Origin of the sequence: Variovorax sp. EBFNA2 (assembly GCF_033802765.1) — a bacterium.
In the GTDB taxonomy this organism is placed as follows: domain Bacteria; phylum Pseudomonadota; class Gammaproteobacteria; order Burkholderiales; family Burkholderiaceae_C; genus Variovorax; species Variovorax paradoxus_H.
In genome coordinates this window covers 114,302-138,355 of the sequence record NZ_CP138496.1, presented here as the reverse complement: position 1 = coordinate 138,355, position 24,054 = coordinate 114,302, and the positions used below count along the sequence as shown (strand labels likewise).

Here is a 24,054-nt window from a genome sequence, read left to right as displayed (position 1 = left end):
CTCCGGACGCCGGACCACGACCTCGTGATGAGGAGCCGGGGTCCGTTCCGCGTTGTCGTCAGGGAGCTGTATGTACAAGGAATCGTCCGGGCCTCCGGATGCGGCGGGTCGCCCGTCTTTCGCGCACGTCACCACGCCGTTGCCACCGTCTCCGTCACCCTCTTCTGCTGAAATCCCACCGCCCCGGCGACCACGTCGCTTCCGGGTCGATGTCGGGTCCATCGTCAGTGCCGTGGCGCTGGCGCAGTCGCTGCTGCTGGTGACGCTGGGCTACTGGGGTTCGCAGCGGCTGGTGACGACGATCGGCACCTCCGCGCACAAGTCGAACCACGACCGCATCGAGGACAAGGTGCTGGCCTTCCTGTCCAAGGCCGAGTCGGCGGTCGGCGCGATCGGCAGCTCGCCGAGCCTCACACCCGCGGGTGAGAACGTCGAGCGCACGGCCGAGCTTTTGTGGACGCTGCTGCAGCAATCGCCCGAGCTCGACAGCGTCTACGTGGCGAACGTCGAGGGCAGGATGCTGATGGCGCTGCGCTACCCGGTGCCGGCCATCCGCCACATCGCGCGCAGCGCCGACTTCACCACCGAGACCTGGCAGTACAAGCTGCCGCTGGGTTCCGAGGCCGATGTGCAGCAGCGCTTTGCCACGCAGCGCGTCGAGGCCTACCGCAGCACCTACAACCCGACGCAACGCAGCTGGTTCGTGCAGGCGCGCAAGACGCAGGCACCGGTCTGGACCAGCCCCTATGTGTTCGCCGCCGCGCAAGAACTCGGCGTGACCTACGCCCTGCCGAGCCAGCGCCGCCAGGCCGAGGGCAGCCCGCAGGCGATGGTGGTGGCGGGCGATGTCTCGCTGGGCCGGCTGTCAGAGTTCGTGCGCCTGTTCAGCCGCAACGGCAACGGCAACAGCGCGCTGCTGAGCGCCGACCACAAGGTGCTCGCGCGCAGCGACATGCCCGGCGTGCTGCACACGCTGGAGGCGCCCACGGGCGCACTCGGCGCGCTCGATGCACAGATGACGGCCGACGGCATCGCCGGCAGCAGCGGTGACAGGGCCTTCGCGTTCAGCCACGAAGGCAAGCGCTACCTGGTGCAGGCCTCGCGCATTCCTGCGACGGGCTGGCAGCTGGTGAGCTGGGTGCCCGAAGACGTGCTGCTGGGTGGCCTGCGCCGCGCAGTGGCGTGGTCGCTGCTGCTGGCGCTGGTGTTCCTGGGACTCGCGCTGTACATGTCGCTGAAGCTGTCGAAGCTGGTGACGGCGCCAGTCGAGAACCTCTCGCGCATCGCGCACCGCATCGGTCGCCTCGAGCTCGACGACCTGCCGCGCGAGCCCAGTCGCGTGCTTGAAATCCAGCACCTCGACCAGGCGCTCGACGATTCGGCGCGCAGCCTCAAGGCCTTCAGCAAGTTCGTGCCGGTGGACGTGATCAACCAGCTGGTGGCGCAAGGCCACGCGCTCGCACCCAATGGCTCGCCGCGCCAGGTGACGGTGATGTTCACCGACGTGGAAGGCTTCACGTCGATTTCCGAATCGATCGCGGCCGACGTGCTGGTGCGCCAGCTGACCGAGTACTTCAACCTCGCGGCCGATGTGTTCGCGCGCCACGGCGGCGTGATCGACAAGTTCATCGGCGACGGCATCATGGTCCTGTGGGGCGCGCCGGCCGACCTGGAAGACGCCGAGTACAAGGCCTGCCGCGCCGCGCTGGAGCTGCACGACGAAATGCACGCACTCAACCGGCAGTGGGCCGAACAGGGCCTGCCCGAGTTCCGCACGAACATCGGCATCCACACGGGCGTGGTGGTGGCGGGGGTGCTGGGGTCGAACGACCGGCTGTCTTACACGGCGTTCGGTGACGTGGTGAACGTGGCGAGCCGCATCGAAGGCGCGAACCGCCAGCTGGGCACGCGCATGCTGATTTCAGAGGCCACCTTCGCGGCCCTGAACGGGCGGCTGGCCACGCGTCGCATCGAAGAGCTGGTGGAGCTGCGCGGCCGGCAGACGCGCATGGTGCTCCACGAATTGCTGACCTGACCAGGACCAATCCGCGCGAGCATCGCGTCGCGCGGGTTGGAGTCGATCAGCGCGAGGGACGCGGCGGCGGCGGTGGCGTGGTCGCGCGCACCAGCATCAGGTTGGCGGTGGTGCCGTTGCCCTGCGTGAGCACCGCGTACTGCGTGTCGTTGATGAACAGCAGCTGCTCGCCACGCGTGATGCGCGCCGCGACGGCGTAGCGCATGCGCGGGTCGATGCGCGCTGCATCCACACTCAGCTCGAACGCGAAGGGCGGCTGCTTGCCGTTGGCGGGAATGCGCTGCTCGGCAAGCACGACCGAGGGTGCGTCCATGCGCGACACGTCGAGCAGCTGCACGCGCACTTCGGCTGCGGGGTCGAGCGCGATGCGCTCGCGGTAGGCCACGGTGCCGGTCACACGCAGTGGCGCGGTGCCCGGTTTGGGCGTAGCCGGCGTGCCCGAGGAAGCGCAGGCGCTCAGGACGGAGGCTCCGGCAATCGCGGAGAGCATGAGGAGGCTGGTGCGTCTTTTCATCGCCCCATTATGCGGAGGCACGCTCCGCGGCGAAAGCCACATACCAATCCAGGCTGCCGGGGTTTGCCATCGCCTCGCGGTTGACCACCTTCTCGATCGGCTGGCCCAGCAGCAGCTTCTTGATCGGCAGCTCCTGCTTCTTGCCCGACAGCGTGCGCGGAATCTCGGCCACCTGGAAGATGTCGTTGGGCACGAAGCGCGGCGACAGCGAGGTCTTGATGGCGTTGTTGATGCGCGTGCGCATGGCCTCGTCGAGCGCCAAGCCGGGGCGCAGCACCACGAACAGCGGCATGTAGCTGTCGCGGCCCAGGTATTCGAGGTCGACCACCATCGAGTCCAGCACCTCGGGCAGGCCTTCGACCGCGCTGTAGATTTCGCTGGTGCCCATGCGCAGGCCCTGGCGGTTGATGGTGGCGTCGCTGCGGCCGTAGATGATGCAGCCGCCATCAGTGCCGACCTTGATCCAGTCGCCGTGGCGCCACACGCCGGGGTAGGTGTCGAAGTAGCTCGACACATAGCGTGCGTTGCCCTCGTCGCCCCAGAAGTACAGCGGCATCGACGGAATGGGCTGCGTGCACACGAGTTCGCCGACCTCGCCGATGACCGGCTGGCCCTGCTCGTTCCAGGCTTCCACTGCGTGGCCGAGTTCGCGGCACTGCATCTGGCCCGGCACTTCGGGCAGCTCGCGGTTGCCGCCGACGAAGGCGCCGCAGAAATCGGTACCGCCCGAAATGTTGCACCACCACACACCGCTCGAGCCCGCATCGAGGATCTGCTGCGAGCCCCAGCGCTGCACCTCGTCGGGCAGCGGCGAGCCGGTGCTGCCGAGTGCGCGCACGCGCGACAGGTCGCCGCAGTCTTTGGCGACGAGCCCCGCCTTCATGCAGTTGGTGAAGTAGGCCGCGCCCGCGCCGAAGAAGGTGACGCGGTGCTTGGCCACGAAGCGCCACAGCACGCCCCAGTCGGGCTTCTCCTTGCTGCCCGCCGGGTTGCCGTCGTAGATGCAGATGGTGGCGCCGAAGGCCAGGCCCGAGAGCTGCGAGTTCCACATCACCCAGCCCGTGGAGCTGTACCAGTGGTAGCGCTCGCCGAGGTTGTTGGCGCCGTAACTCGCGCCCACGTCGTTGTGCAGGCCGCAGGCATGCATGGTGAGAAGGATGCCGCCCTGCCCATGCACGATGGGCTTGGGCAGGCCGGTGGTGCCGCTCGAATAGACGATCCAGATCGGGTGATCGAAAGGCAGCCACTCGGGCTCGAAGGCCGCGACCTCGGCGTCGTCGCGCGCAATGGCCTGCTGCCATTCGACATCGTGCGCCACCGCGTTCGCAGCAAAGGGCGTCTGCACGAGCAGCAGTTTCTGCACGCTCGGCAGCTGGCCGCGCAGCTCCTGCAGCACGGTGCTGCGATCGAGCGGCTTGCCGCCGTAGTGCACGCCGTCGACCGCGATCAGCAGCGTGGGTTCGATCTGGCGGAAGCGGTCGGCCACGGCGGCCGTGCCCATGTCGGGCGCGCACACGCTCCACACCGCGCCGATGCTGGAGCACGCGAGAAACGCCACCATGGTCTCGGGCACGTTCGGCATGTAGGCGGCCACGCGGTCGCCGCGGCGCACGCCGAGCGACTTCAGCGTGAGCGCCACCGCGGCCACCTGGCGGCGCAGCTCGGGCCACGACAGCTCGCGCACCTCGCCGCGTTCGTTGTCGCTCACGATGGCGGGCAGGCCGGCCGCATGGGCCGCGTCGGCGTGGCGCAGCACCTCGCGCGCGTAGTTGACCTGCGCGCCGGGGAACCAGCGCGCGCCGGGCATGCGCCGTTCGGCGAGCACCGCGGTGTGCGGCGTGGGCGAGTGCAGGCCGGCGTAGTCCCAGATGCTCTGCCAGAAGGCATCGAGGTCGGTGACGGACCAGCGCCACAGCGCGTCGTAGCTGTCGAAGGCCAGGCCGCGCGTGTCGCGCAGCCAGTTCTGATAGAGGCGGATCTGGGGGATGTGGGGAGCGGGCATGCCACGAGCGTAGCGCCGCGAACGGCCGTGCTCAATGAGGGTTGACCTCAGGGTTTGTACGCGTGTTCAACATTTTTGTACAGCCGTTCAATACGCCCCATGAACGCTCGCACACCGACGGTCCGCAAACGCAGCGCCTCACCTGCTGCACGCGCCTCATCTGCTTCGCGCGCTTCAGGCGCCCCGACCGTCGCACCCGAGCCCGCGCGGCCCGACCGTCGTCAGGCGATCCTGCTGGCGGCCGAGAAGCTCTTTGCGCAGCACGGCTACCACGCGGTGACGATCCGCCAGATCGCCGAAGAAGCCGGCGTGCCGCTCGCGCTCGTGGGCTACTACTTCGGCCCGAAGCACGAGCTGTTCCACGCGATCTTCGAACACTGGAGCCACACCATCGAGGAACGGCTCGCGCGCCTGGCGGCCGTGACCATCGACCCCGACGACGCGCGCACGCTGCCGCGCATCATCGAAGCCTTCACCGCGCCCGTGCTGGCGCTGCGCGCGAGCACCGAGGGCGAGTACTACGCACTGCTGGTGGCACGCGAGCTGTACCACGCGACCGAAGAAGCCGACCGCGTGCTGCGCGGCTACTTCGACCCGCTCGCCGAGGCCTACATCGATGCGCTGCATGTGGCGCTGCCGCACGCCACGCACGGCCAGGTCGCGTGGGGCTACCAGTTCGCGCTCGGCGCGCTGCTGCATCACCTGAACGACAGCCGCATCGAACGGCTCTCGCGCGGCGAGAACCGGCGCGCCGACCCGGCCGTGGCGCCGATGCTCGTGAACTTCATCGTCGGCGGGTTGCGCGCCGCGCTGCCGAAACCGAAAGCGGCTTCCAAGACCGCCGCCGCCAAGTCCTCACGCACGAAAAAGACCATCCCCAGGAGACCCCAGCCATGATGAAAAGACGCACCCTGCTGTCGGCGCTCGCGGCCGCATCGGCCACCGCCTCGTTGCCTTCGCGCGCGCAGCAGGCGCACCCGAAGATCGTGTTCGGCTACACGGCGGTGACCGACTTCGCCTCGGTCTTCGCGGCGGCCGAAGAGGGCTACTTCAAGAAGCGCAGCCTCGAGGTGGAGCTGAAGTTCATTCCGCTGAACTCCACCATCCCGGCCGCGCTGCAGTCCGACTCGTTGCAGATCGGCGGGCCCACGCCTTCGGTGTTCCTGCAGGCGGTGGACGGCGGGCTCGATCTGGTGCTGGTGGCCGGCGGCGGCCTCACCTCGAAGACGATCACGGGCTTCGGCCTCGTGGCACGCGCGGGCTCGGGCATCAAGAGCCCGCAGGACTGCGTGGGCAAGAAGATCGGCGTGCCGGGGCTCGGTGCCTTCCTGCACGTGACCTTCCGCGCATGGCTGAAAGACAGCGGCGTCGACTACCGCAAGGTGAACTTCATCGAGGCCGCGTTCCCGCAGCATGCCGACCTGCTGCGCGGCGGCTCGGTCGATGCGGTGGTGTCGGCCGACCCATTCATGAGCCGCATCACCGAGAGCGGCGCGGGCTACGTGGCCTCGTACTACTCGACCTTCCTGCCTGAGAACAACCAGACCATCGTGCATGCGGCCAAGCGCGAGTGGGTGGCGAAGAATCCCGCCACGGCGCGCGCCTTCCGCGAGGCGCTGGTCGAATCCGCGACCTTCATGCAGCAGCCGAAGAACGACGCCAAGGTGCGCGCGGCCATCGGCAAGTACATCAAGCTGCCGGCCGAGGTGCTCGCCAAGGTGCAGGTCTCGCCACCCGGCCCGGTCGTCACCGACAAGCAACTGGGCTACTGGACCGGGCTCATGAAGGAGCAGGACATGCTCAAGACGAACATCGACGTTGCGAAGCTGATCGCCAAGTGATTTCCGCACCTGCCCCGATCACCACGCGCGCCGCGCTTTCTGCGAGCGTTGCACGTTCGCCGACGAGCTCCACGATGCAAGCCACACCCTTCCTGCGCTTCGATGGCGTCACCATCCGCCTGGGCGGGCGCGAGATCCTGTCGCCCACGTCGTTCGACGTGGCGCGCGGCGAGTTCGTCTGCATCGTCGGCCCGAGCGGCTGCGGCAAGACCACGCTGCTGCGCGCAGCCAGCGGCCTTGTCACGGCGAGTGCCGGCGAGGTGCGACGCAAGGGCGTGCCGATGACGGCGCCCTCGCGCGAAGTGGCCTTCGTGTTCCAGGACTACGGCCGCGCGCTGCTGCCCTGGCGCACGGTCGAAGGCAACGTGAGCCTCGCGCTCGAAGCGGCGGGCGTGCCCGCGACCGAGCGCGCGCCGCGCATTGCCGACGTGCTCGGCAAGGTCGGCCTGGCGAAGCACGCGCACAAGTTTCCGGTGCAGCTGTCGGGCGGCATGCAGCAGCGCGCGCAGATTGCGCGCTGCCTCGCGCAGAAGCCCGAGCTGATGATGATGGACGAGCCTTTCGGCGCGCTCGATGCGCTCACGCGCCAGAGCCTGCAGGACGAGCTCGCGCGGCTGGTGCGCGACGACGGGCTCACGGTGCTGTTCGTCACGCACGACCTGGAAGAAGCCATCTACCTCGGCGACCACGTGATCGCGCTGCAGGCCAACCCCGGGCCGGGGCGTCCGAGCCTCGCGCGGATGATCGACGTGAAGATCCCGCGCCCGCGCGACCAGCTGACGACGAAGGAGCATCCGGACTACCTGCAGTTGCGGCGTGAGCTGTTCGCTTTCATCGAGCAGGGCCATGACTGAAGGCCGCCTCTTCCGCTGGCTGCGGCCGTGGGTGTTTCCCGCGGTGCTGGTCGGCGCCTTCGAGTGGTACGCACGGCGTGCCGCAGCGTTGGGCAGCGATGCACTCGCGCCGCCGAGCGCCGCGGCCAAGGCCTTCGTCGGCGCGGCGATGGACGGCTCGCTCTGGCAGGCCACGGGCTTCACGCTCGGCACGGCGGCGCTCGGCCTGCTGCTGGGTGCGGTGCTTGGCATTGCATTCGGGCTGGTGCTCGGGCTTTCGCGCCGTGCGGCGCAGCTGGGCTCCGTCTCCATCGAGGTGCTGCGCCCCGTGCCTTCGGTCGCGCTGATCCCGCTCGCGATGCTGGGCTTCGGTTTCGGTGTGCGCATGGAAGTGGCCATCGTCGCCTTCGCCACCTTCTGGCCGCTGCTGGTGCTGGTGCAGTCGGCGGTGCAGCAGATCGAGCCCCGGCTGCTCGAGGTGAGCCGCGTGCTCGGCCTGTCGGCGCGCGAACGTGCCTTCAAGATCGTGCTGCCGGCCATCGTGCCGCGCCTGTTCGTCGCGCTGCGCCTCGGTGTGGCGGTGGCGCTGGTGGTGGCGGTGACGGTCGAAATCGCCGCGAATCCGCACGGCATGGGCTACGCGATGATGATCGCGCAGCAGAGCTTCGACCCCGCGCTGATGCTCGCGTGGCTCGGCTGGATCGGCGTGGTGGGCTTTGCGGTCAACGCGGGCATGCTGCGCCTGCAATCCTTCGTCGCGCGCCGCATGGGGGTGCAGCCATGAACGACAACCGCAACGACCGACTGGGTCTGGGGTGGCTGGGTTCGGTGGCCGTGCTGCTCGCACTGGTTGCGCTGTGGTGGGCGGCAAGCAACGCGGGCTGGGTCAGCCGCGTGTTCCTTCCAACGCCGCAGGCCACCTTCGCGAGCCTGCTCGAAGGGCTCAACCTCTCTGCGGGCAACGATGGCAACGGCGAACTGCTGGCCTTCACGCAGGCCACGGTGGGCCGCATGGTCGAAGGCTGGCTGCTGGCCTCGCTGTTCGGCGTGCTGCTGGGTGCGGCCATCGGCGTGTCGCCCGCAGTGCGCGCGTGGGTGCAGCCGACGCTGGAGTTCATCCGCCCGCTGCCTGCCTCGGCGCTGCTGCCGCTGGCCATTTCGATCTTCGGGCTGAACCCCGGCATGGTGCTGTTCGTGGTCGCCTTCGGCGCGATGTGGCCGGTGCTGCTGGCCACGGTGCACGGCTTTGCGGCCGTGGAGCCGCGCCTGTCGGAAGTGGCGCGCTGCCTGCAGATGTCGCGCGCCGCGTACATCTGGAAGATGGGCCTGCCCAATGCCATGCCCGACATCCTGGCCGGCATGCGGCTGGCGCTGACCATCGCGCTGATCGTCGCGGTGGTGGGCGAAATGATCGCCTCGCAAAGCGGCCTGGGCCAGGCCATTCTGCTGGCGGCCCGCGCCTTCCGCGCCAGCGATTTGTTCGCCGGCATCGTGCTGCTCGGGCTCATCGGCTTCGTGAGCAACGCGCTGCTGGCCTTTGCCGAAAAGCGCCTGCTGCGGTGGCAGCAGCCCTGATCAAGTCCATCAAATCCAACACCCCACAAGGAGCCTCGCCATGCCCCGCAAGTTCGTCGACCTGTCGATCTTTCTCGAAAACGACGTGCTGTCCGATCCGCCGGCCTTCGCGCCGAAGATCCAGTACTTCACGCACGACAACACCTTCGAGCAGATCGAGCCCTTCTTTCCCGGCCTGAAGAAAGAAGACCTGCCCGACGGCGAAGGCTGGGCCGTGGAGCTGGTGCAGCTGTCCACGCACAACGGCACGCACCTCGATGCGCCGTACCACTTTCACTCGACGATGGACAAGGCACTGGGCGAGAAGAAGCCCGCCATCGCGATCCACGACGTGCCGCTCGAATGGTGCTTCCAGCCCGGCGTGAAGCTCGACTTTCGCCACTTCGCCGACGGCTACGTGGTCACGGCCGCCGATGTCGAGGCGGAATTGAAGCGCATCGATCACACGCTGAGCCCGCTGGAGATCGTGGTCGTCAACACGCGCGCGGGCTCGCGCTACGGCAACAACGACTACGTGTCGGCCGGCGCGGGCATGGGCTACGAAGCGACGATGTACCTGCTGGAGCGCGGCGTGCGCCTCACGGGCACCGACGCGTGGAGCTGGGACGCGCCCTTCGTCCACACCGCGAAGAAATACGGCGAGACGCAGGACGCGTCGCTGATCTGGGAAGGCCACAAGGCCGGGCGCGACATCGGCTACTGCCACATCGAGAAGCTCCACAACCTCGAGGTGCTGCCGCCCACGGGCTTCTTCATCAGCTGCTTTCCGCACAAGATCCGCGGCGCTTCGGCGGGCTGGACGCGCGCGGTGGCGATCTTCGACGACGCGTTGATGGCGTCGGCGTGAACATGATCGAACTCAACCACACGCACGACGTCGGCGCCCGCAGCTGGGTCGCATCGGCCAACGTCGCGGGCTGCGACTTTCCGATCCAGAACCTGCCGTATGCGATGTTCCGTCGCACGGGCAGCCCCGAGCCGTTTCGCGGTGGCGTGGCGATCGGCGACCAGGTGCTCGACCTCGCGGCGCTGGCTGCGGGATCGCACGTCAACGGCCTCGCGCTCGATGCGGCGCGTGCAGCTGCGTTGCCCGCGCTCAACGATTTCTTCGCGCTCGGCCAGTCGGCCTGGCAGGCGCTGCGCCACGCGGTCTTTGCGCTCTTGCACAGCGATGCGCCGGCGGTGGACGATCTGCGCGGCTGCCTCGTGCCGCAGGTCGAGGTCGAATACACCGTGCCTGCGCGCATCGGCGATTACACCGATTTCTACACCTCGATCGACCACGCGCTGAACATCAGCCGCCTGATGAATCCCGACGGCGACGTCACGCCCAACTTCCGCTGGGTGCCGACCGCGTACCACGGGCGCGTGTCGACCATCGGCGTGAGCGGCCAGCGCTTTCACCGGCCGATGGGCCAGGCCATGGCGCCCGGCGCGAAGGCGCCGACCTACCAGGCCTGCGCGCGGCTCGACTACGAGCTGGAGCTGGGCGTGTGGATCGGCCAGGGCAACGCGCAGGGCGAGGCGATTCCGCTCGAGCGCGCGGAGGCGCACATCTTCGGCCTCTGCCTGCTCAACGACTGGTCGGCGCGCGACATCCAGTTCTGGGAGATGGCGCCGCTCGGGCCGTTCCTCGCGAAGAACTTCGCCACCACGATCTCGCCGTGGATCGTGACGATGGAAGCGCTCGCGCCCTACCGTCAGGCATGGACTCGGCCCGCGAACGACCCGCAACCGCTGCCGTACCTGGAAGCCAGCGCGAACCGCGAAGGCGGCGCGCTCGACATCCGGCTCGAGGTGTGGCTCGAAAGCGAAAAGGCGCGCGAACAGAAGACCGGGCCGTCGCGCCTGTCGGGCACGAGCTTCCGGCACCAGTACTGGAGCCTTGCGCAGATGGTGGCGCACCACACGGTGGGCGGCTGCAGCCTGAACCCGGGCGACCTGTTCGGCAGCGGCACCATCTCGGGCCCCGGCGAGGGCGAGGCCGGCGCAATCATCGAACTGACCCGCGCGGCCCAAACCCCGGTGACGCTGGCCAACGGTGAAACGCGCGGATTCCTGGAAGACGGGGATGCGGTGCTGCTGCGCGGCTGGTGCGAGAAGCCCGGCCATGCGCGCATCGGCTTCGGCGAAAGCCGGGGAACCGTGCTGCCGGCCCGAGGGTGACCTGGGTTGAACCGGACGCGCCAATGAAAAAGGCCACCTGGTGAGGTGGCCTTTTTCATGCGATTTGGAGCGGGAAAAGAGTCTCGAACTCTCGACCTCAACCTTGGCAAGGTTGCGCTCTACCAACTGAGCTATTCCCGCGTGAGCCTCAGATTATAGGGTGATTCGGGGCCGTTTGCCAGCCTCCGCTGAAAAAATTTGAAATCAGGCCCCGAACACCAGCGCGCGGTGCATCGACACCCCGGCGATGAGCCCGTCGGCCGAGGCCAGCGTGGCGTTGGAAAAAGCCATCGCCACATCGCCCGCCGCGTACACGCCGGGCACCGTGGTCGTCTTCATTGCATCGACGCGCAGCACCCGGCCCGTGGGGCCGTCGTCGAAGGCGCAGCCCAGCTGTTCGGCCAGCGGACTGGTCGGCCGCGTGTGCGGCGCCACGAACATCGCCTCGATCGGCACGCGCCGGCCGTCGTCCAGGCGCACGGCCGCCAGGTCCGTCCCCTGCCCTTCAAGGCCGGTGATGCGCCCCGGCTCGACGGTCACGCCGCGCGATTGCAGCCGGGCGCGCGCCTCGGCATCCGGCCCTTCGTCGCCATTCACGAAGAGCGTGGTCGGGCCCCACTCGGCGATCAGCAGCGCGTGGTCCGGCGGATGGGCACTGTGAAAGAGCACGCCCAGCGGGCGATCACCGAACTCGTAGCCGTGGCAATAAGGACAGTGCAGCACGCTCTTGCCCCAGCGTTCGCCGAGGCCCGGAATGTCCGGCAGGCCGTCCTGCACGCCGAAGGCCAGCAGCAGCTTGCGCGCCGAGAGCTGTTCGCCGTTGTTCAGCGAGACCGTGAAGCCCTCCTCGCCATCGGGCGCCGCGGCAGTCACCGTGCCCTCGACGAAAGTGACCGATGGATAGGCGAGCAGCTTGTCGCGCGCGTCGGCAATCATCTGCAGCGGCGGCATGCCGTCCTGCCCGAAGAAGCCGTGCGAGGCTGCGGCAAAGCGGTTGCGCGGCGCGCCTGCGTCGACGACGCAGACCTTCCTGCGAGCGCGCGCCAGTTGCATGGCGGCGGAAAGGCCGGCAAAGCTGCCGCCCACGATGAGTGCGTCATGGCGCATGTGCGATGTCCTTCAGGGTGAAGCCGCCGCCCGTCATGCGGCGATGAAAGTCCTTGGAAAGATCGGCCAGCGTGATCCCGTTGAGCCGCCGCAACAGCAGCGCCTCGGCCTCCTGGCAGGCACCGTCGAGCGCCGCGTTCACCGCCTGCTCGACGATGCAGCCCGGGCTCTCGGTGCGGTTGCCCATGGCCAGCAGCGCGGGCGCGCCGACGGCGTTGTGGATGTCGCCCAGCGTCACCGAGCCCAGCGAACACGACAGCACCCAGCCGCCACCATGCCCCTTCGCCGAGCTGACGAAGCCGGCCTGCCGCAAGCCCGCCATGAGCCGGCGCACGACCACGGGGTTGGTCTGCATCGCCGCGGCGAGCGCCTCGGAGGTGATGGGTGCGTCCAGCTCGGCCATGTGCAGCAGCACGTGGAGCACGCCGGAGAGCTTGCTGTCTCGTTTCATGCAACATTATGAGTTGCATGAATTTTCACGGCACGCCGAAGGGTCTTTCGGCGCCCGGCACTCCGCGCGCGCTTGCCGCGGCGCAGGCACGAGAATCGGCCTCGCCATGACGCCCACCCCGACCACCCTGTTCGACGCCGCCCTGCGCGGCGTGCTGTTGGCCTTGCTGCTCGTGCTCGCGTTGGTCCTCGGGCGCGACCGCCCTCGCCTGCCAGCCGCACGTGCGGGTGCGCTGCTCGCGCTCGGCCTGTGCGTGCAGGTCATCGGCGCCACGCCGCTGTTCGAAGCGCTCATGCCGCGCGGGTGGCAGGCGCCCTTTGTCGCGGTGTCCGTCGGCAACGGCGTCGTGTTCTGGGTGTTCGTGCAGGCTTTGTTCGACGACGACTTCGTGCTGCGGCCGCTGCATGTCGTCACTTGGTTGGCGGTGGCCGCGGTCGCCGCGCTGAATTGCGCGCTGGTGGCGGGCAGCGCCTCGATGATTGCGCCGCTCACGATGGGCGTGCAGCGCGCGGTGCCGCTGGTGTTCGCGGTGCTGGCCGCAATGGCGGCGGCTTCGCAGTGGCGCACGGACCTGGTGGAAGGACGCCGCCGGCTGCGCGTGTTCATCGTGGTGACGGGCGTCGGCTACAGCGTCGGCATGCTGGGCGTTCGCCTGGCCTCGCCGCGCGGGCAGCTGTCGGACCTGTCGGCGACGGTGGACGTGGCGATGCTGCTGCTGATCGTCGCGGTGGTGGCGTGGCGGATGCTGCGGCTGGCGGGGTCGGAGCTGTTTCCGGCTGCGCAGGCGCCGGTCCCGATTCCCGAAGTGACGCAAGAAGCGCCACTGAAAGAAGAAGCTGTCGCACCGGCGCCGGTCGAAGCACCCCTGTCGCCGGCAGCAGCCGAGCCGCCACCTGAACCTGCCCCTGAAGCCGACCCCGCCGAAGATCGCCTCGCCGAAGCCCTCCAGCACGCCATGGCCGTCGACCGCGTCTACCGCCGCGAAGACCTGAGCATCGCCAGCCTCGCCGCCCGGTTGTCCGTGCCCGAATACCGGCTGCGCCGCGTCATCAACCAGCGGCTGGGGCACCGCAACTTCAACGCCTTCGTCAACGGCTTCCGGCTGGCCGAGGCCATGGCGGCACTGGCCGATCCGTCGAAGCGCGAGCTGCCCGTGCTGACCCTCGCGCTGACCGCCGGCTTCCAGTCGATCGGTCCGTTCAATCGCGCCTTCAAGGCTGCCACCCGGCTCACGCCCACCGAATTCCGCAAACAGAAGCTGGCCGAATCCTGAAATCTCTGGCCGAAAGCCGCGCTTGCGGGTTTCGGCCAGACGCGAGCGCTGCCGCGCGGCATCGTCCGTGTCGCCGAGGGCATGGGCCTTCGATGACAAGGAGTTGTTCGATGCGAGGACGTCTGTATTTCATCTGCCTGCTGGCGCTGGGGTCCGGCTGGGTGCACGCCGCGATGGGGCTGACGGAGATTCCCGCGGCTGACGGCGACGGCCCGGTCACGGTGTTCTATCCCTCCAGCGACCCGTCCCAGCCGACACGGCGTGCCCGTTTCACGCTCGACGTGGCGGCGCAGGGTGCACCGGTGCGCGGCAATGGCCGGCTGGTCGTGGCCTCGCACGGTTCGGGCGGCGCGCCGTGGGTGCATGCGGATCTGGCGCGCAGCCTGGTCGATGCAGGCTTCGTCGTCGCCATGCCTGAGCACCAGGCAGACAACTACAAGGACGACAGCAACCCGGGGCCAGACAGCTGGACGATGCGCCCGGCCGAGGTGTCGCGCGCCATCGATGCGGTGGCTCGCGATGCACGCTTTGCGCCGCTGCTGCGGTTCGACAAGGTCGGCATGTACGGCATGTCGGCGGGGGGTCACACCGCGCTGACCCTCGCGGGCGGGCGCTGGTCGCCGGCCGGATTCGAGCAGCACTGCGAGGCGAACCTGGTGGACGACTTCCAGTCGTGCGTGGGCCTCATCACGCGGCTCACGGGCGGGCCGTTCGACGGCCTCAAGAAGTGGGTTGCACGGCGTGTCATCCGCCATCGCTTCGACGACGCCACGTGGCGCACGCACACCGACCCGCGCATCGCCGCCATCGTGGCGGGCGTGCCGTCGTCGGCCGATTTCGACATGACCTCGCTGGCCACACCCCACGTGCCGCTGGGCCTGATCACCGCGCAGCAGGACCGCTGGCTGGTTCCGCGCTTTCACAGCGACCGGGTCCTCGCGGCCTGCCTGCCGCGCTGCGAGTGGATTGCGGACATGCCGACCGGCGGCCACGGTGCGCTGCTGTCACCGCCGCCGCCGAACCTCTCGGGCCTGATCGGCGACATGCTGAACGATCCGCCGGGCTTCGACCGCGCGAGCGTCCTGCCCGAGGTGAACCGCAAGACCACGGCCTTCTTCAGCGCGCATCTGCCGCCGCCGCGACCTGTAGACATGGCAGCGCCGCCCTAACGCACGACCCCTTCATTCCGCCGACGGTCGATTCCCACAGCAGCGAGCGAACGCGCCGCACATGGCGACAACCCGCCGGCCCGTGATGGTTGCCCCCGAATCGATCGAACCCCGGTCGGTTCTGCAAACGTGACTCAGCAACGAAAGGAACTGTCACTCATGACTACACATGCAACCAACCGCATCTTCATCGGCGCCATGCTGGCGGGCCTCCTGGCCCTCGGCGCGACGGCCCAGGCGCAAGGCGTCGGGGTCGGCGTGGGGGTCAACGCCGATGTGAAGGCCTCGGGCGCGACTGGTGCGACGCAAGGCGGCGCAGCGGGTGCACGCTCGCAGACCGGTGCGTCGGCCGGTGCCACTACGAATGCCAACGCGGACACCTCGACCTCCGGTGCGACCGGCGGCGTGGGCAATGCCGTCGGTGGCGTGCTCGGCACGGCCACGGGTGCGGTCGGCGGTGCCACCGGCGCCGTGGGCGGCGCGACACAGGCTGCGGGCGGTGCGACGCAGGCCGTCGGCGGTGTGACCAACACCGTCGGCAGTACCGTGAACAGTGCGACCGGTGCCGCGGGCGCGGTCGGCGGCGCGGTGAAACCGGCCACGGCCGGGGCCAAGGCGAGCGGCAAGGCGCAGGGCTCGGGCGCGATCGACCTGCACAAGAAGTAAGCAGCTCGCACGCCGCATCGCTGCAGTGGCCGGACGCGGCTGCTGCAGCGCATCGCTTCAACGAAATCAAGCCCGCAACGCTTCGTGCGTTGCGGGCTTGTGTCGTTCAGGGGCCGGGTGCGGGCAGCTTGAAGAGGCTGGTGACTTCGGTGTCGAGCACCACCAGCGCGCGCTGGTTGAACAGCCGCCAGCGCCAGCGCAGGATGCCAAGCGTGGGGCGCTTCTCGGAGCGGCGCACCTCGATCACGTCGGCCACGAGCCGCAGCGCATCACCGGGCCGCACAGGGTTCGGCCAGCGCACGTGCTCGAGCCCGGGCGAGGCGAACGATTCGGAGCCGGCCAGTGCGGCCTCGACCACCAGCCGCATCGCGATCGAACAGGTGTGCCAGCCGCTCGCGATGAGCCCGCCGAAGGGACTGTCGGCGGCCGCCTCGGCATCGGTGTGGAACCACTGCGGGTCGTAGGCGCGTGCGAACTGCAGCAGCTCGGCTTCGGTGAGCACATAGGGCCCGGCCTCGATGACCTGGCCCGCATGGAAGTCGGCGAACTGCATCCGCCGCAGCTTAGTACGTTTCGAGGTGGAGCCGGCCTTCGCGCTTCAAGGCAGCGCCCACGGTGTCCCAGTCGAGCCCCGCCTCCTTCGCCACGTCGCGCAGTGCGAGCATCACGCCCTCTTCCATGCTCTTCAGGCCACACACATAGAAGTGGCTGGCGCCGTCTTTCAGCAGCGCGGCCAGGTCGGCGGCGCGTTCGCGCATCAGGTCCTGCACGTAGCGCTTCGGTTGCCCTGCCGTGCGCGAGAACGCGAAGTTGATGTCGATGAAGTCCTTGGGCAGCGACTGCAGCGGACCGAAGTACGGCAGCTCCTGCTGCGTGCGCGCGCCGAAGAACAGCATGAGCTTGCCGCCTTCGAACTTGCCGCTCTTGCGCAGGCGACGGCGCCATTCGGTCATGGCGCGCATGGGGGCGCTGCCAGTGCCGGTGCAGATCATCACGATGTGCGACTTGGGGTGGTTCGGCATGAGGAACGACGAACCGAAGGGGCCCACCACCTGCACCGTGTCGCCCACCTTGAGGTCGCACACGTAGTTGGAGCACACGCCGCGTACCGGGTCGCCTTCGTGGTCCTCGGTGACGCGCTTCACGGTGAGCGAGACGTTGTTGTAGCCGGGCCGTTCGCCGTTGCGCGGGCTGGCCACCGAGTACTGGCGCGCATGGTGGCGCTTGCCGATGGCATCGACGCCCGGCGGCACGATGCCGATCGACTGGCCTTCGAGCACGGGGAACGGCACCACGCCGAAGTCGAGCACGATGTGGTGCGTCTCGCTGTCGAAGCCGGCCTCGGTGCAGTTGAAGTTGCCCACCACGGTGGCGGTGGTCGGGGTCTTCGGCGGGAACAGGTTGGTGTACGCGTGCGCGGCCGACCAGGGCGGCACGCTGGCACCGTACTGCGCGGAGTTGAAGACCGGCTCCGTGGCTTCGGCGGCGGCCTGGGCCTGCGTTTGCGCGGGCACCTGTGCAGCGTCGGCAGTCGCGCCGGACACGCCCGCGGCTTCGAGTTCTTCGGGCGAGAGCTCGGCGGGGAGTTCTTCCCACGTGAGCTGTTCTTCGATGGTGTACGCGCGCACCAGGGGCATGGTGCGCCAGTTGTCGATCGAGCCCGTGGGGCACGGCGAGATGCAGGCCATGCAGCCATTGCAGACGTCCGCACGAACGACGTAGTTGTTGTCGTCGTGCGTGATCGCGTTCACGGGGCAGGTCGCCTCGCAGGTGTTGCAGCGGATGCAGATCTCGGGGTCGATCAGGTGCTGCTTGATGATCCCGGCTTCAACGACCATGTCCATGTTGTTCTCCTAACCTGAAGCCCTCCCCCTTTGGGGGAGGGTTGGGTGGGGGCAAGCGGCCTCTGTCGTGGGCGCTATCGCCGCTTGCCCCCATCCCAGCCTTCCCCCAGCGGGGGAAGGAGCAATACCGAAATCCCGGATCAACCGAAACGCACGTACTCGAAATCGACAGGCTGGCGGTTGATGCCCATCACCGGCGGTGCAATCCAGCCTGCGAACTTGCCCGGCTCGATGACGCGGCCCATCAACGATGCCACGAAAGCGAAGTCTTCGGAACTCGGCAGCCATTCGTCGCGCTTGGCGGCCCATTCGACCTCGCTCACCACGCGGCCTTCAGGCGACATCTTGATGCCGGCGAGCGCGCCGATCTGGCGGTTGAAGGCCTTGTGCGGCACCGACAGTCGCGTCGGGATGCCGGCCTTCTCGAGCACCTTGTTCCAGCGGCCGACGCCGGACACCGAGTCCTTGATGAAGTCGTCGCGCAGCACTTCGTTCAGTGCGTTGAGCATCGGCACGTCCTTCTCGACGAGCTGGCCGTCGCGCACTTCGAGCACCTTGTAGGTCTGGCCCTTGAGCACGTGGTCGTCGTCGCGCTTGCCTTCTTCGTAGCGGCCCTTCAGGCCCGAGCTGTAGAAGATGGCGGCGTTGCTCGACTGGTCGGCGCCGAACAGGTCGATGGTCACCGAGTAGTGGAAGTTCAGGTAGCGCTGGATGGTGCCCAGGTCGATGCAGCCGGCGGCGCGGATCTTCTGTGCGTCGTCGGTCTTCAGCTCGTTCATGACCTGCGCGGTGCGCGCAATGACGCGCGACACGCCGCTCTCGCCCACGAACATGTGGTGCGCCTCTTCGGTCAGCATGAACTTCGTGGTGCGCGCCAGCGGATCGAACGCGCTCTCGGCCAGCGCGGCCAGCTGGAACTTGCCGTCACGGTCGGTGAAGTACGTGAACATGAAGAACGCGAGCCAGTCGGGCGTCTTCTCGTTGAAGGCGCCCAGGATGCGGGGGTTGTTGGCGTCGCCCGAGGTGCGCTGCAGCAGCGCGTCGGCCTCTTCGCGGCCGTCGCGGCCGAAGTGCTTCTGCAGCAGGTAGACCATGGCCCACAGGTGGCGGCCTTCTTCGACGTTGATCTGGAACAGGTTGCGCAGGTCGTACATCGACGGCGCCGTCAGGCCCAGGTGGCGCTGCTGCTCGACCGACGCGGGCTCGGTGTCGCCCTGCGTGACGATGATGCGGCGCAGGTTGGCGCGGTGTTCGCCGGGCACGTCCTGCCAGACCTTCTCGCCCTTGTGGTCGCCGAAGTGCACTTCGCGGTTGGCATCGCCCGGGTTCAGGAAGATGCCCCAGCGGTAGTCGCGCATCTTCACGTGGCCGAACTGCGCCCAGCCCTGCGGGTCGACGCTCACTGCCGTGCGCAGGTACACGTCATGGTTGGTCGAGCCTTCGGGGCCCACGTCGTCCCACCAGTTGATGAAGTTGGGTTGCCAGCCTTCGAGCGCGCGCTGCAGCGTGCGGTCTTCGCCGAGGTTGACGTTGTTGGGGATCTTCTCGCTGTAGTTGATCGTGCTCATCGTTGTTCCTTGGGTTATGCGGACTGCTGCTCTGTGCTCAAACGCGGTTCAGGTCGAAGCCGGCTTTCTGGCCGGTGCCGTAGACCTTCAATGCGCCCTTTTCGCCGACGGCGTTGGGGCGGTTGAAGATCCAGTTCTGCCAGGCCGTGAGGCGGCCGAAGATGCGGGTGGCCATGTTCTCCTTGCTCGCGAAGCGCAGGTTGGCTTCGAGGCCGGTGAGTGCGTCGGGCGACATGGCGGCGCGCTCTTCGATGGCGATGCGGATCTCGTCGTCCCAGTCGATGTCGTCGGGCGCGGCGGTCACGAGGCCGAGCTTCATGGCCTCGTCGGCGTCGAGCGCCTGGCCGGCGGCGGCGCGCGCGGCTTCGAGCGGCGTGGCCTCTTCATAGAAGCGGCGCTGCAGGCGGCTCTGGTCGTTCACCATCGGGAAGAAGCCGAAGTTGAATTCGTTGAGCGTGAGCTTCGGTGCGCGCGCAGCGTCGTCGGGCAGCGCGAGCATGTAGCTGCGGTCGGCCGCAAAAGCCAGCTCGGCCAGCGTGCCGGCGAAGCACGAGCCGGCCTCGACCAGCGCGAACAGGCTGCGCGACGACACATCGAGGCGCGCCAGCGTGCGGCGCAGGCCGCCGATGGTTTCGCGCACCAGCCAGTGGTCCTTGTGGGCGAACATCACGGCGTCCGATGCGAGCACGGCGGCGGCGTCGCCTTCGGTCTTGAGCAGCCAGGTGCCGACGTCGAGTTCGTTGGTGCGCAGGTTGAGGATCGCGTCGTCGAGCTCGCGGCACACGGCCAGCGGCCACCAGGCAGCGCCGGCGGCTTCGATGGCGGCGACGTCGGCCGGCTGCGCACCGGTGGGCGCCTTCACGGTGATCGTCGCGGTGCGCTTGCTGCGGTCGATCTGCACGTTGACGTTGGCATACGCGATGCCGTCGGCGCTGTCGGTGCGCTCGACGCGGGTCAGGGCCACGCCCTTGGCGCCGGCCGGGCGGTCGCTGCCGGCGGCGAGTTGCGCGGCGCGTTCCTGCACGGCGGCGGGGAACTGCGCGGGCTTGGCCACCGCATCGACGAGGCGCCAGTCGACCGCGCGCTGGCCGCGCACGCCTTCGACACTGGTGCAGAAGATGTCGGCGAGGTCGTGGCGCACGTGGCGCTTGTCGGTCACGCGGGTCAGGCCGCCGGTGCCGGGCAGCACGCCGAGCAGCGGCACTTCGGGCAGCGAGACCGACGAGGAGCGGTCGTCCACCAGCAGGATTTCGTCGCAGGCCAGCGCCAGCTCGTAGCCGCCGCCGGCGCAGGCGCCGTTCACGGCCGCGAGGAACTTCAGGCCCGAGTGCTTGGAGGTGTCTTCCATGCCGTTGCGCGTCTCGTTGGTGAACTTGCAGAAGTTCACCTTCCAGGCGTGGCTCGAAACGCCCAGCATGAAGATGTTGGCGCCGGAGCAGAAGATGCGGTCCTTGCCGCTGGTGACGATCACGCTGCGCACTTCAGGATGCTCGAAGCGGATGCGGTTGAGCGCGTCGTTCAGCTCGATGTCCACGCCCAGGTCATAGCTGTTGAGCTTGAGCTTGTAGCCGGGGCGAATGCCGCCGTCTTCCGCGATGTCGAGCGTGAGGCGCGCAATGGCGCCGTCGAAGCTCAGCGACCAGTGGCGGTACTGGGTGGGTTCGATGCGGTAGTCGACGCGCTGGGGCGCCTGGAGCGTGGTGTCGGTCATGCGGAAGTCTCCTGTGGGGCTGTGTTCAGAAAACCGTGAACAGGAATAATAATGCACTTCCTTGTTCCGATGACATGCATCATGCTGCATGCAAACAGGCAAGTCAATGCCTGTTGTGCTTTTTTTCAGATGCAGCGGCCTAGACCAGGCCTATGGATTGGCGGGCGACCGCGCGCAGCGCGTGGAAGCTCTGCTGCAGCGTCTTCCCACTCGTGTCCACCGACAGATCGGCCTTCGAATAGAAAGCGGCGCGCCCGTTCAGGATGCGGCGCAGGTCTTCCATGGCTTCCTTGCTGGCGGCCATCGGGCGGGTGTCGCCTTGAGCGGCCACGCGGCCCATGTGCTCCTCGGGTGCGGCCTGCAGCCACACGGTGGTGCAGTGGGCCAGCAACTCGTTGAAGGTGGCCGGGTCGGACACGATGCCGCCGGGCGTGGCAATGACCACCTCGCTGTAGATCTGCACCGCTTCTTCGAGCGCGCGGCGCTCGTAGCGGCGGTAGGCGTTGGTGCCGTACAGGTCGTGGATTTCGCGCACGCTGCAACCCGCGAGCTTCTCGATCTCGCGGCTCAGCTCGATGAAGGGAATCTCGAGGTCTTCGGCCAGCATCTGGCCCAGCGTCGACTTGCCCGCGCCGCGCAGCCCCACGAGCGCGATGCGCCGGTGCCGCGCCGGATCGACCGAGGCCGTGCCCAGCATCTCGCCGAGCGCCACGCGCACGCGGCGCAGGTCGGCCTCGCTGCGGTGCTCCAGCAGTTCGCGGATCAGCAGCCACTCGGGCGAACTGGTCGTCACGTCGCCCACCAGCTCGGCCAGCGAGCAGTGCAGCGCCCCGGCCACCTGCTGCAGCACCAGGATCGATGCGTTGCCGATGCCGTATTCCAGGTTCGCCAGGTGGCGCTCCGAGACGTCGGCCGACAGGGCCACCGCCTTGCGCGTGAGGCCGCGCTGCGCGCGCAGATTGCGCACGCGGTCGCCCAGTGCCACCAGCAGTGGGTTCTTGGCCTCCCCGGCCACGGCGGCGCCGTGGTTGCCGGTACCGCTCTCGGGCGCGGTGGCCAGCACCGCGTCTACATGCTCGTTCATGCCATTCCTCGTTCTTCGCCGGGATTGTGCGCGCTCAGGGTAAACACCATAGATGCACTATATTGCTTGACACCTGTTGTCTCGCTGCTTATTGTTCGATCACACGCAAGATACTGCACGCGCAGCCTTCCTGCAAGAAGTCGATAGTTCATCCGTTCGAGGCCCACGATGTCCGACACCTCCACGCCCGCCACCGGCAAGGCGGCATTTCACCAGCTGATCGCCAGCCTGACCGCCGAGATCGCCGGCCAGCCGCTCGACGACACGCTCGACCAGTGGCTCAACACCTCCTACGGCGCCGGCAGTGCCCGTTTTGCGCAACTGCGCCAGGCCTGCATCGGCGGCGTTGCCGAAGGCTGGCTGTGCGAGCGCGAAGGCGGCGGCATCAAGTACGGCCGCGTCTTCAAGGCCGAGGACGCGCTGCACCGCTTCTCGGTCGACGTGGTCGACATGCAGGACCTCGCCGGCCCGCACCACACGCACCCGAACGGCGAGATCGACCTGATCATGCCGCTCGACGACACCCCCGCCGCCACCTTCGACGGACGGCCCGCGGGCTGGTGCGTCTACGGGCCCGGCACCGCACACCGCCCGACCGTCGCGCAAGGCCGCGCGCTCGTCCTGTATCTCCTGCCCGAAGGGCAGATCAAGTTCACCCCATGACCGACCTTCTCCCCAACCACGTCGCCGGCCGCTGGCAAAGCGGCACGGGCGCCGGCACGCCCCTGTTCGACCCGGTGCTCGGCACCGAACTCGCGCGCGTCGACGCCACCGGCCTCGACCTGCCCGAAGCTTTCAGCTTCGCCCGCGCACAGGGCGGCCGCGCGCTGCGCGCCCTCACCTACCGCCAACGCGCCGGCCTGCTCGCAGCCATCGTGAAGGTGCTGCAGGCGAACCGCGACGCGTATTACGAGATCGCCACCGCGAACTGCGGCACGGTGAAGAACGACTCGGCCGTCGACATCGACGGCGCGATCTTCACGCTCGGCCAGTACGCCAAGTGGGGCGATGCGCTCGGCGACGTGCGTGCGCTGCGCGACGGCGACGCCGTGAAGCTCGGCAAGGAGGCGGTGTTCCAGTCGCAGCACCTGCAGGTGCCGACGCACGGCGTGGCGCTGTTCATCAACGCCTTCAACTTCCCCTCGTGGGGCCTGTGGGAAAAGGCCGCGCCCGCGCTGCTGTCGGGCGTGCCCGTGATCGTGAAGCCCGCCACGGCCACCGCCTGGCTCACGCAGCGCATGGTGAAAGACGTCGTCGATGCGGGCGTGCTGCCGGCCGGCGCGCTGTCGGTCATCTGCGGCAGCTCGGCCGGCCTGATGGACCAGTTGCAGCCCTTCGACGTGATCTCGTTCACCGGCTCGGCCGAGACGGCCGCCCTCATCCGTTCGCACCCAGCCGTGGCCGAACGTTCGGTGCGCGTGAACATCGAAGCCGACAGCCTCAACAGCGCCCTGCTGCTGCCCGGCGCCGCGCCTGGCAGCGAGGCCTTCAACCTGCTCGTGCGCGAAGTGGTGCGCGAGATGACGGTCAAGTCGGGCCAGAAGTGCACCGCCATCCGCCGCATCCTGGTGCCGGCCGAGGTGTACGACGCCGCCGCCGAAGCCATCGGCGCGAAGCTCGCGAGCGTGACCGTCGGCAACCCGCGCAACGAGAACGTGCGCATGGGCTCGCTCGTGAGCCGCGCACAACTGAACGCGGTGCGCGACGGCCTCGACGCACTGGCCACGCAAACCACCGTGCTGCACGACAGCAGCAGCAAGCCCCTCATCGACGCCGACCCGGCCGTGGCCGCCTGCATCGGCCCCGTGCTGCTGGGCGCGCGCGACGCCGATGCGGCGCAGCGCGTGCACGACGTGGAAGTGTTCGGCCCGGTCGCCACGCTGCTGCCCTACAACGACCTCGCGCACGGCATCGCGCTCGCACACCGGGGCCAGGGCTCGCTCGTCACCTCGCTCTACGGCAGCGACGATGCCGCGCTGGCGCAGGCCGCGCTGTCGGTCGCACCGAGCCACGGCCGCGTGCATGTCATCACGCCCGAGGTGGCGCAAGCCCACACCGGCCACGGCAACGTGATGCCGATGTCGATGCACGGCGGCCCCGGCCGTGCGGGCGGCGGCGCCGAGCTGGGCGGCCTGCGCGCGCTCGACTTCTATCACCGCAGGAGCGCGGTGCAGGCGAGCCCCGGCGTGCTCGCCGCCCTCGGCCTCTAGAGCCC

The 24,054-nt window shown here is 68.6% G+C and carries 22 protein-coding genes and 1 tRNA gene; 13 read left to right on the top strand and 10 right to left on the bottom strand.

Annotated features, from left to right (window positions below; genetic code table 11):
* Window positions 1–70: 70 nt before the first annotated feature.
* Entirely contained in the window at window positions 71–2,035 is a 1,965-nt protein-coding gene (locus tag RZE79_RS00665; RefSeq protein WP_319358521.1) for an adenylate/guanylate cyclase domain-containing protein, read from the top strand.
* A 46-nt stretch (window positions 2,036–2,081) separates the two neighbouring features.
* Here the strand turns inward: RZE79_RS00665 and RZE79_RS00660 are convergent, their stop codons facing one another.
* Window positions 2,082–2,549, bottom strand: coding sequence for a YbaY family lipoprotein (locus RZE79_RS00660; protein ID WP_319358520.1), 468 nt, complete (start codon window positions 2,547–2,549; stop codon window positions 2,082–2,084).
* Between the two features lie 7 nt (window positions 2,550–2,556).
* Window positions 2,557–4,551, bottom strand: a complete 1,995-nt coding sequence (locus RZE79_RS00655; RefSeq protein ID WP_319358518.1) for an acetoacetate--CoA ligase — start codon at window positions 4,549–4,551, stop codon at window positions 2,557–2,559.
* Between the two features lie 99 nt (window positions 4,552–4,650).
* On the opposite strand from RZE79_RS00655, the gene RZE79_RS00650 reads away from it, so the two are divergent.
* The 7 genes from RZE79_RS00650 to fahA are packed head-to-tail and all read left to right on the top strand — an operon-like array spanning window position 4,651 to window position 10,966.
* Window positions 4,651–5,448 (top strand): TetR family transcriptional regulator, encoded by a 798-nt coding sequence (locus RZE79_RS00650; protein ID WP_319358517.1) that lies wholly within the window; start codon window positions 4,651–4,653, stop codon window positions 5,446–5,448.
* Window positions 5,445–6,392, top strand: coding sequence for an ABC transporter substrate-binding protein (locus RZE79_RS00645; RefSeq protein WP_319358515.1), 948 nt, complete (start codon window positions 5,445–5,447; stop codon window positions 6,390–6,392). Before RZE79_RS00650 ends, RZE79_RS00645 begins: the two co-directional genes overlap by 4 nt.
* Window positions 6,389–7,246 (top strand): ABC transporter ATP-binding protein, encoded by an 858-nt coding sequence (locus RZE79_RS00640; RefSeq protein ID WP_319358514.1) that lies wholly within the window; start codon window positions 6,389–6,391, stop codon window positions 7,244–7,246. The genes RZE79_RS00645 and RZE79_RS00640 overlap by 4 nt, the downstream gene beginning before the upstream one ends.
* Window positions 7,239–8,009, top strand: coding sequence for an ABC transporter permease subunit (locus RZE79_RS00635; protein WP_319358513.1), 771 nt, complete (start codon window positions 7,239–7,241; stop codon window positions 8,007–8,009). Before RZE79_RS00640 ends, RZE79_RS00635 begins: the two co-directional genes overlap by 8 nt.
* Window positions 8,006–8,800: an ABC transporter permease gene (locus RZE79_RS00630; protein WP_319358512.1), complete on the top strand. Its 795-nt coding sequence runs from the start codon at window positions 8,006–8,008 to the stop codon at window positions 8,798–8,800. Before RZE79_RS00635 ends, RZE79_RS00630 begins: the two co-directional genes overlap by 4 nt.
* A gap of 40 nt (window positions 8,801–8,840) precedes the next feature.
* Window positions 8,841–9,647, top strand: coding sequence for a cyclase family protein (locus RZE79_RS00625; RefSeq protein ID WP_319358510.1), 807 nt, complete (start codon window positions 8,841–8,843; stop codon window positions 9,645–9,647).
* Between the two features lie 2 nt (window positions 9,648–9,649).
* Window positions 9,650–10,966: a fumarylacetoacetase gene (gene fahA / locus RZE79_RS00620; protein WP_319358509.1), complete on the top strand. Its 1,317-nt coding sequence runs from the start codon at window positions 9,650–9,652 to the stop codon at window positions 10,964–10,966.
* A gap of 65 nt (window positions 10,967–11,031) precedes the next feature.
* Here fahA and RZE79_RS00615 read toward each other — a convergent pair.
* The 3 genes from RZE79_RS00615 to RZE79_RS00605 all read right to left on the bottom strand — a co-directional run bounded on the left by RZE79_RS00615 (window position 11,032) and on the right by RZE79_RS00605 (window position 12,524).
* A tRNA-Gly gene (locus RZE79_RS00615) sits at window positions 11,032–11,107 on the bottom strand.
* A 63-nt stretch (window positions 11,108–11,170) separates the two neighbouring features.
* Window positions 11,171–12,073 carry an NAD(P)/FAD-dependent oxidoreductase gene (locus RZE79_RS00610; protein ID WP_319358508.1) on the bottom strand — a complete coding sequence of 301 codons (903 nt, stop codon included), beginning with the start codon at window positions 12,071–12,073 and terminating at the stop codon, window positions 11,171–11,173.
* Window positions 12,063–12,524, bottom strand: a complete 462-nt coding sequence (locus tag RZE79_RS00605; protein ID WP_099794393.1) for an Rrf2 family transcriptional regulator — start codon at window positions 12,522–12,524, stop codon at window positions 12,063–12,065. Before RZE79_RS00605 ends, RZE79_RS00610 begins: the two co-directional genes overlap by 11 nt.
* 106 nt (window positions 12,525–12,630) lie before the next feature.
* Here RZE79_RS00605 and RZE79_RS00600 point away from each other — a divergent pair, with 106 nt between their 5' ends.
* The 3 genes from RZE79_RS00600 (at window position 12,631) to RZE79_RS00590 (ending at window position 15,632) form a co-directional block, all read left to right on the top strand.
* Complete coding sequence (locus tag RZE79_RS00600) at window positions 12,631–13,797, top strand: helix-turn-helix domain-containing protein (RefSeq protein ID WP_319358505.1); 1,167 nt, start codon at window positions 12,631–12,633, stop codon at window positions 13,795–13,797.
* Between the two features lie 110 nt (window positions 13,798–13,907).
* Window positions 13,908–14,966, top strand: coding sequence for a dienelactone hydrolase (locus tag RZE79_RS00595; protein WP_319358503.1), 1,059 nt, complete (start codon window positions 13,908–13,910; stop codon window positions 14,964–14,966).
* A 159-nt stretch (window positions 14,967–15,125) separates the two neighbouring features.
* Window positions 15,126–15,632 carry an adhesin gene (locus RZE79_RS00590; RefSeq protein ID WP_319358501.1) on the top strand — a complete coding sequence of 169 codons (507 nt, stop codon included), beginning with the start codon at window positions 15,126–15,128 and terminating at the stop codon, window positions 15,630–15,632.
* Between the two features lie 106 nt (window positions 15,633–15,738).
* On the opposite strand, the gene RZE79_RS00585 is transcribed toward RZE79_RS00590, so the two are convergent.
* The 5 genes from RZE79_RS00585 to RZE79_RS00565 all read right to left on the bottom strand — a co-directional run bounded on the left by RZE79_RS00585 (window position 15,739) and on the right by RZE79_RS00565 (window position 21,839).
* Entirely contained in the window at window positions 15,739–16,185 is a 447-nt protein-coding gene (locus tag RZE79_RS00585; RefSeq protein WP_319358499.1) for a MaoC family dehydratase, read from the bottom strand.
* Window positions 16,186–16,195: 10 nt separating this feature from the next.
* Window positions 16,196–17,476 (bottom strand): benzoyl-CoA 2,3-epoxidase subunit BoxA, encoded by a 1,281-nt coding sequence (gene boxA / locus RZE79_RS00580; protein ID WP_319358497.1) that lies wholly within the window; start codon window positions 17,474–17,476, stop codon window positions 16,196–16,198.
* Between the two features lie 140 nt (window positions 17,477–17,616).
* Window positions 17,617–19,044: a benzoyl-CoA 2,3-epoxidase subunit BoxB gene (gene boxB, locus RZE79_RS00575; protein WP_319358495.1), complete on the bottom strand. Its 1,428-nt coding sequence runs from the start codon at window positions 19,042–19,044 to the stop codon at window positions 17,617–17,619.
* Window positions 19,045–19,081: 37 nt separating this feature from the next.
* The gene (gene boxC, locus RZE79_RS00570; RefSeq protein ID WP_319358493.1) at window positions 19,082–20,755 is read right to left on the bottom strand and encodes a 2,3-epoxybenzoyl-CoA dihydrolase; all 1,674 of its coding nucleotides are present in this window, start codon (window positions 20,753–20,755) and stop codon (window positions 19,082–19,084) included.
* Between the two features lie 139 nt (window positions 20,756–20,894).
* Entirely contained in the window at window positions 20,895–21,839 is a 945-nt protein-coding gene (locus tag RZE79_RS00565; protein ID WP_319358490.1) for a helix-turn-helix transcriptional regulator, read from the bottom strand.
* 168 nt (window positions 21,840–22,007) lie between these two features.
* On the opposite strand from RZE79_RS00565, the gene RZE79_RS00560 reads away from it, so the two are divergent.
* Window positions 22,008–22,502 carry a DUF4863 family protein gene (locus RZE79_RS00560; protein ID WP_319358488.1) on the top strand — a complete coding sequence of 165 codons (495 nt, stop codon included), beginning with the start codon at window positions 22,008–22,010 and terminating at the stop codon, window positions 22,500–22,502.
* Window positions 22,499–24,049, top strand: a complete 1,551-nt coding sequence (locus tag RZE79_RS00555) for a 3,4-dehydroadipyl-CoA semialdehyde dehydrogenase (protein ID WP_319358486.1) — start codon at window positions 22,499–22,501, stop codon at window positions 24,047–24,049. The genes RZE79_RS00560 and RZE79_RS00555 overlap by 4 nt, the downstream gene beginning before the upstream one ends.
* The last annotated feature ends 5 nt before the right edge of the window (window positions 24,050–24,054 follow it).

Coding starts and splice junctions, on each gene's coding strand:
- RZE79_RS00645 (WP_319358515.1), top strand. CDS start 5,445: ATGATGAAAAGACGCACCCTGCTGTCGGCGCTCGCGGCCGCATCGGCC.
- RZE79_RS00665 (WP_319358521.1), top strand. CDS start 71: ATGTACAAGGAATCGTCCGGGCCTCCGGATGCGGCGGGTCGCCCGTCT.
- RZE79_RS00630 (WP_319358512.1), top strand. CDS start 8,006: ATGAACGACAACCGCAACGACCGACTGGGTCTGGGGTGGCTGGGTTCG.
- RZE79_RS00565 (WP_319358490.1), bottom strand. CDS start 21,839: ATGAACGAGCATGTAGACGCGGTGCTGGCCACCGCGCCCGAGAGCGGT.
- RZE79_RS00650 (WP_319358517.1), top strand. CDS start 4,651: ATGAACGCTCGCACACCGACGGTCCGCAAACGCAGCGCCTCACCTGCT.
- RZE79_RS00625 (WP_319358510.1), top strand. CDS start 8,841: ATGCCCCGCAAGTTCGTCGACCTGTCGATCTTTCTCGAAAACGACGTG.
- RZE79_RS00660 (WP_319358520.1), bottom strand. CDS start 2,549: ATGAAAAGACGCACCAGCCTCCTCATGCTCTCCGCGATTGCCGGAGCC.
- RZE79_RS00590 (WP_319358501.1), top strand. CDS start 15,126: ATGACTACACATGCAACCAACCGCATCTTCATCGGCGCCATGCTGGCG.
- RZE79_RS00635 (WP_319358513.1), top strand. CDS start 7,239: ATGACTGAAGGCCGCCTCTTCCGCTGGCTGCGGCCGTGGGTGTTTCCC.
- RZE79_RS00585 (WP_319358499.1), bottom strand. CDS start 16,185: ATGCAGTTCGCCGACTTCCATGCGGGCCAGGTCATCGAGGCCGGGCCC.
- RZE79_RS00655 (WP_319358518.1), bottom strand. CDS start 4,551: ATGCCCGCTCCCCACATCCCCCAGATCCGCCTCTATCAGAACTGGCTG.
- RZE79_RS00555 (WP_319358486.1), top strand. CDS start 22,499: ATGACCGACCTTCTCCCCAACCACGTCGCCGGCCGCTGGCAAAGCGGC.
- RZE79_RS00560 (WP_319358488.1), top strand. CDS start 22,008: ATGTCCGACACCTCCACGCCCGCCACCGGCAAGGCGGCATTTCACCAG.
- RZE79_RS00595 (WP_319358503.1), top strand. CDS start 13,908: ATGCGAGGACGTCTGTATTTCATCTGCCTGCTGGCGCTGGGGTCCGGC.
- fahA (WP_319358509.1), top strand. CDS start 9,650: ATGATCGAACTCAACCACACGCACGACGTCGGCGCCCGCAGCTGGGTC.
- RZE79_RS00605 (WP_099794393.1), bottom strand. CDS start 12,524: ATGAAACGAGACAGCAAGCTCTCCGGCGTGCTCCACGTGCTGCTGCAC.
- boxB (WP_319358495.1), bottom strand. CDS start 19,044: ATGAGCACGATCAACTACAGCGAGAAGATCCCCAACAACGTCAACCTC.
- RZE79_RS00610 (WP_319358508.1), bottom strand. CDS start 12,073: ATGCGCCATGACGCACTCATCGTGGGCGGCAGCTTTGCCGGCCTTTCC.
- boxA (WP_319358497.1), bottom strand. CDS start 17,476: ATGGACATGGTCGTTGAAGCCGGGATCATCAAGCAGCACCTGATCGAC.
- boxC (WP_319358493.1), bottom strand. CDS start 20,755: ATGACCGACACCACGCTCCAGGCGCCCCAGCGCGTCGACTACCGCATC.
- RZE79_RS00600 (WP_319358505.1), top strand. CDS start 12,631: ATGACGCCCACCCCGACCACCCTGTTCGACGCCGCCCTGCGCGGCGTG.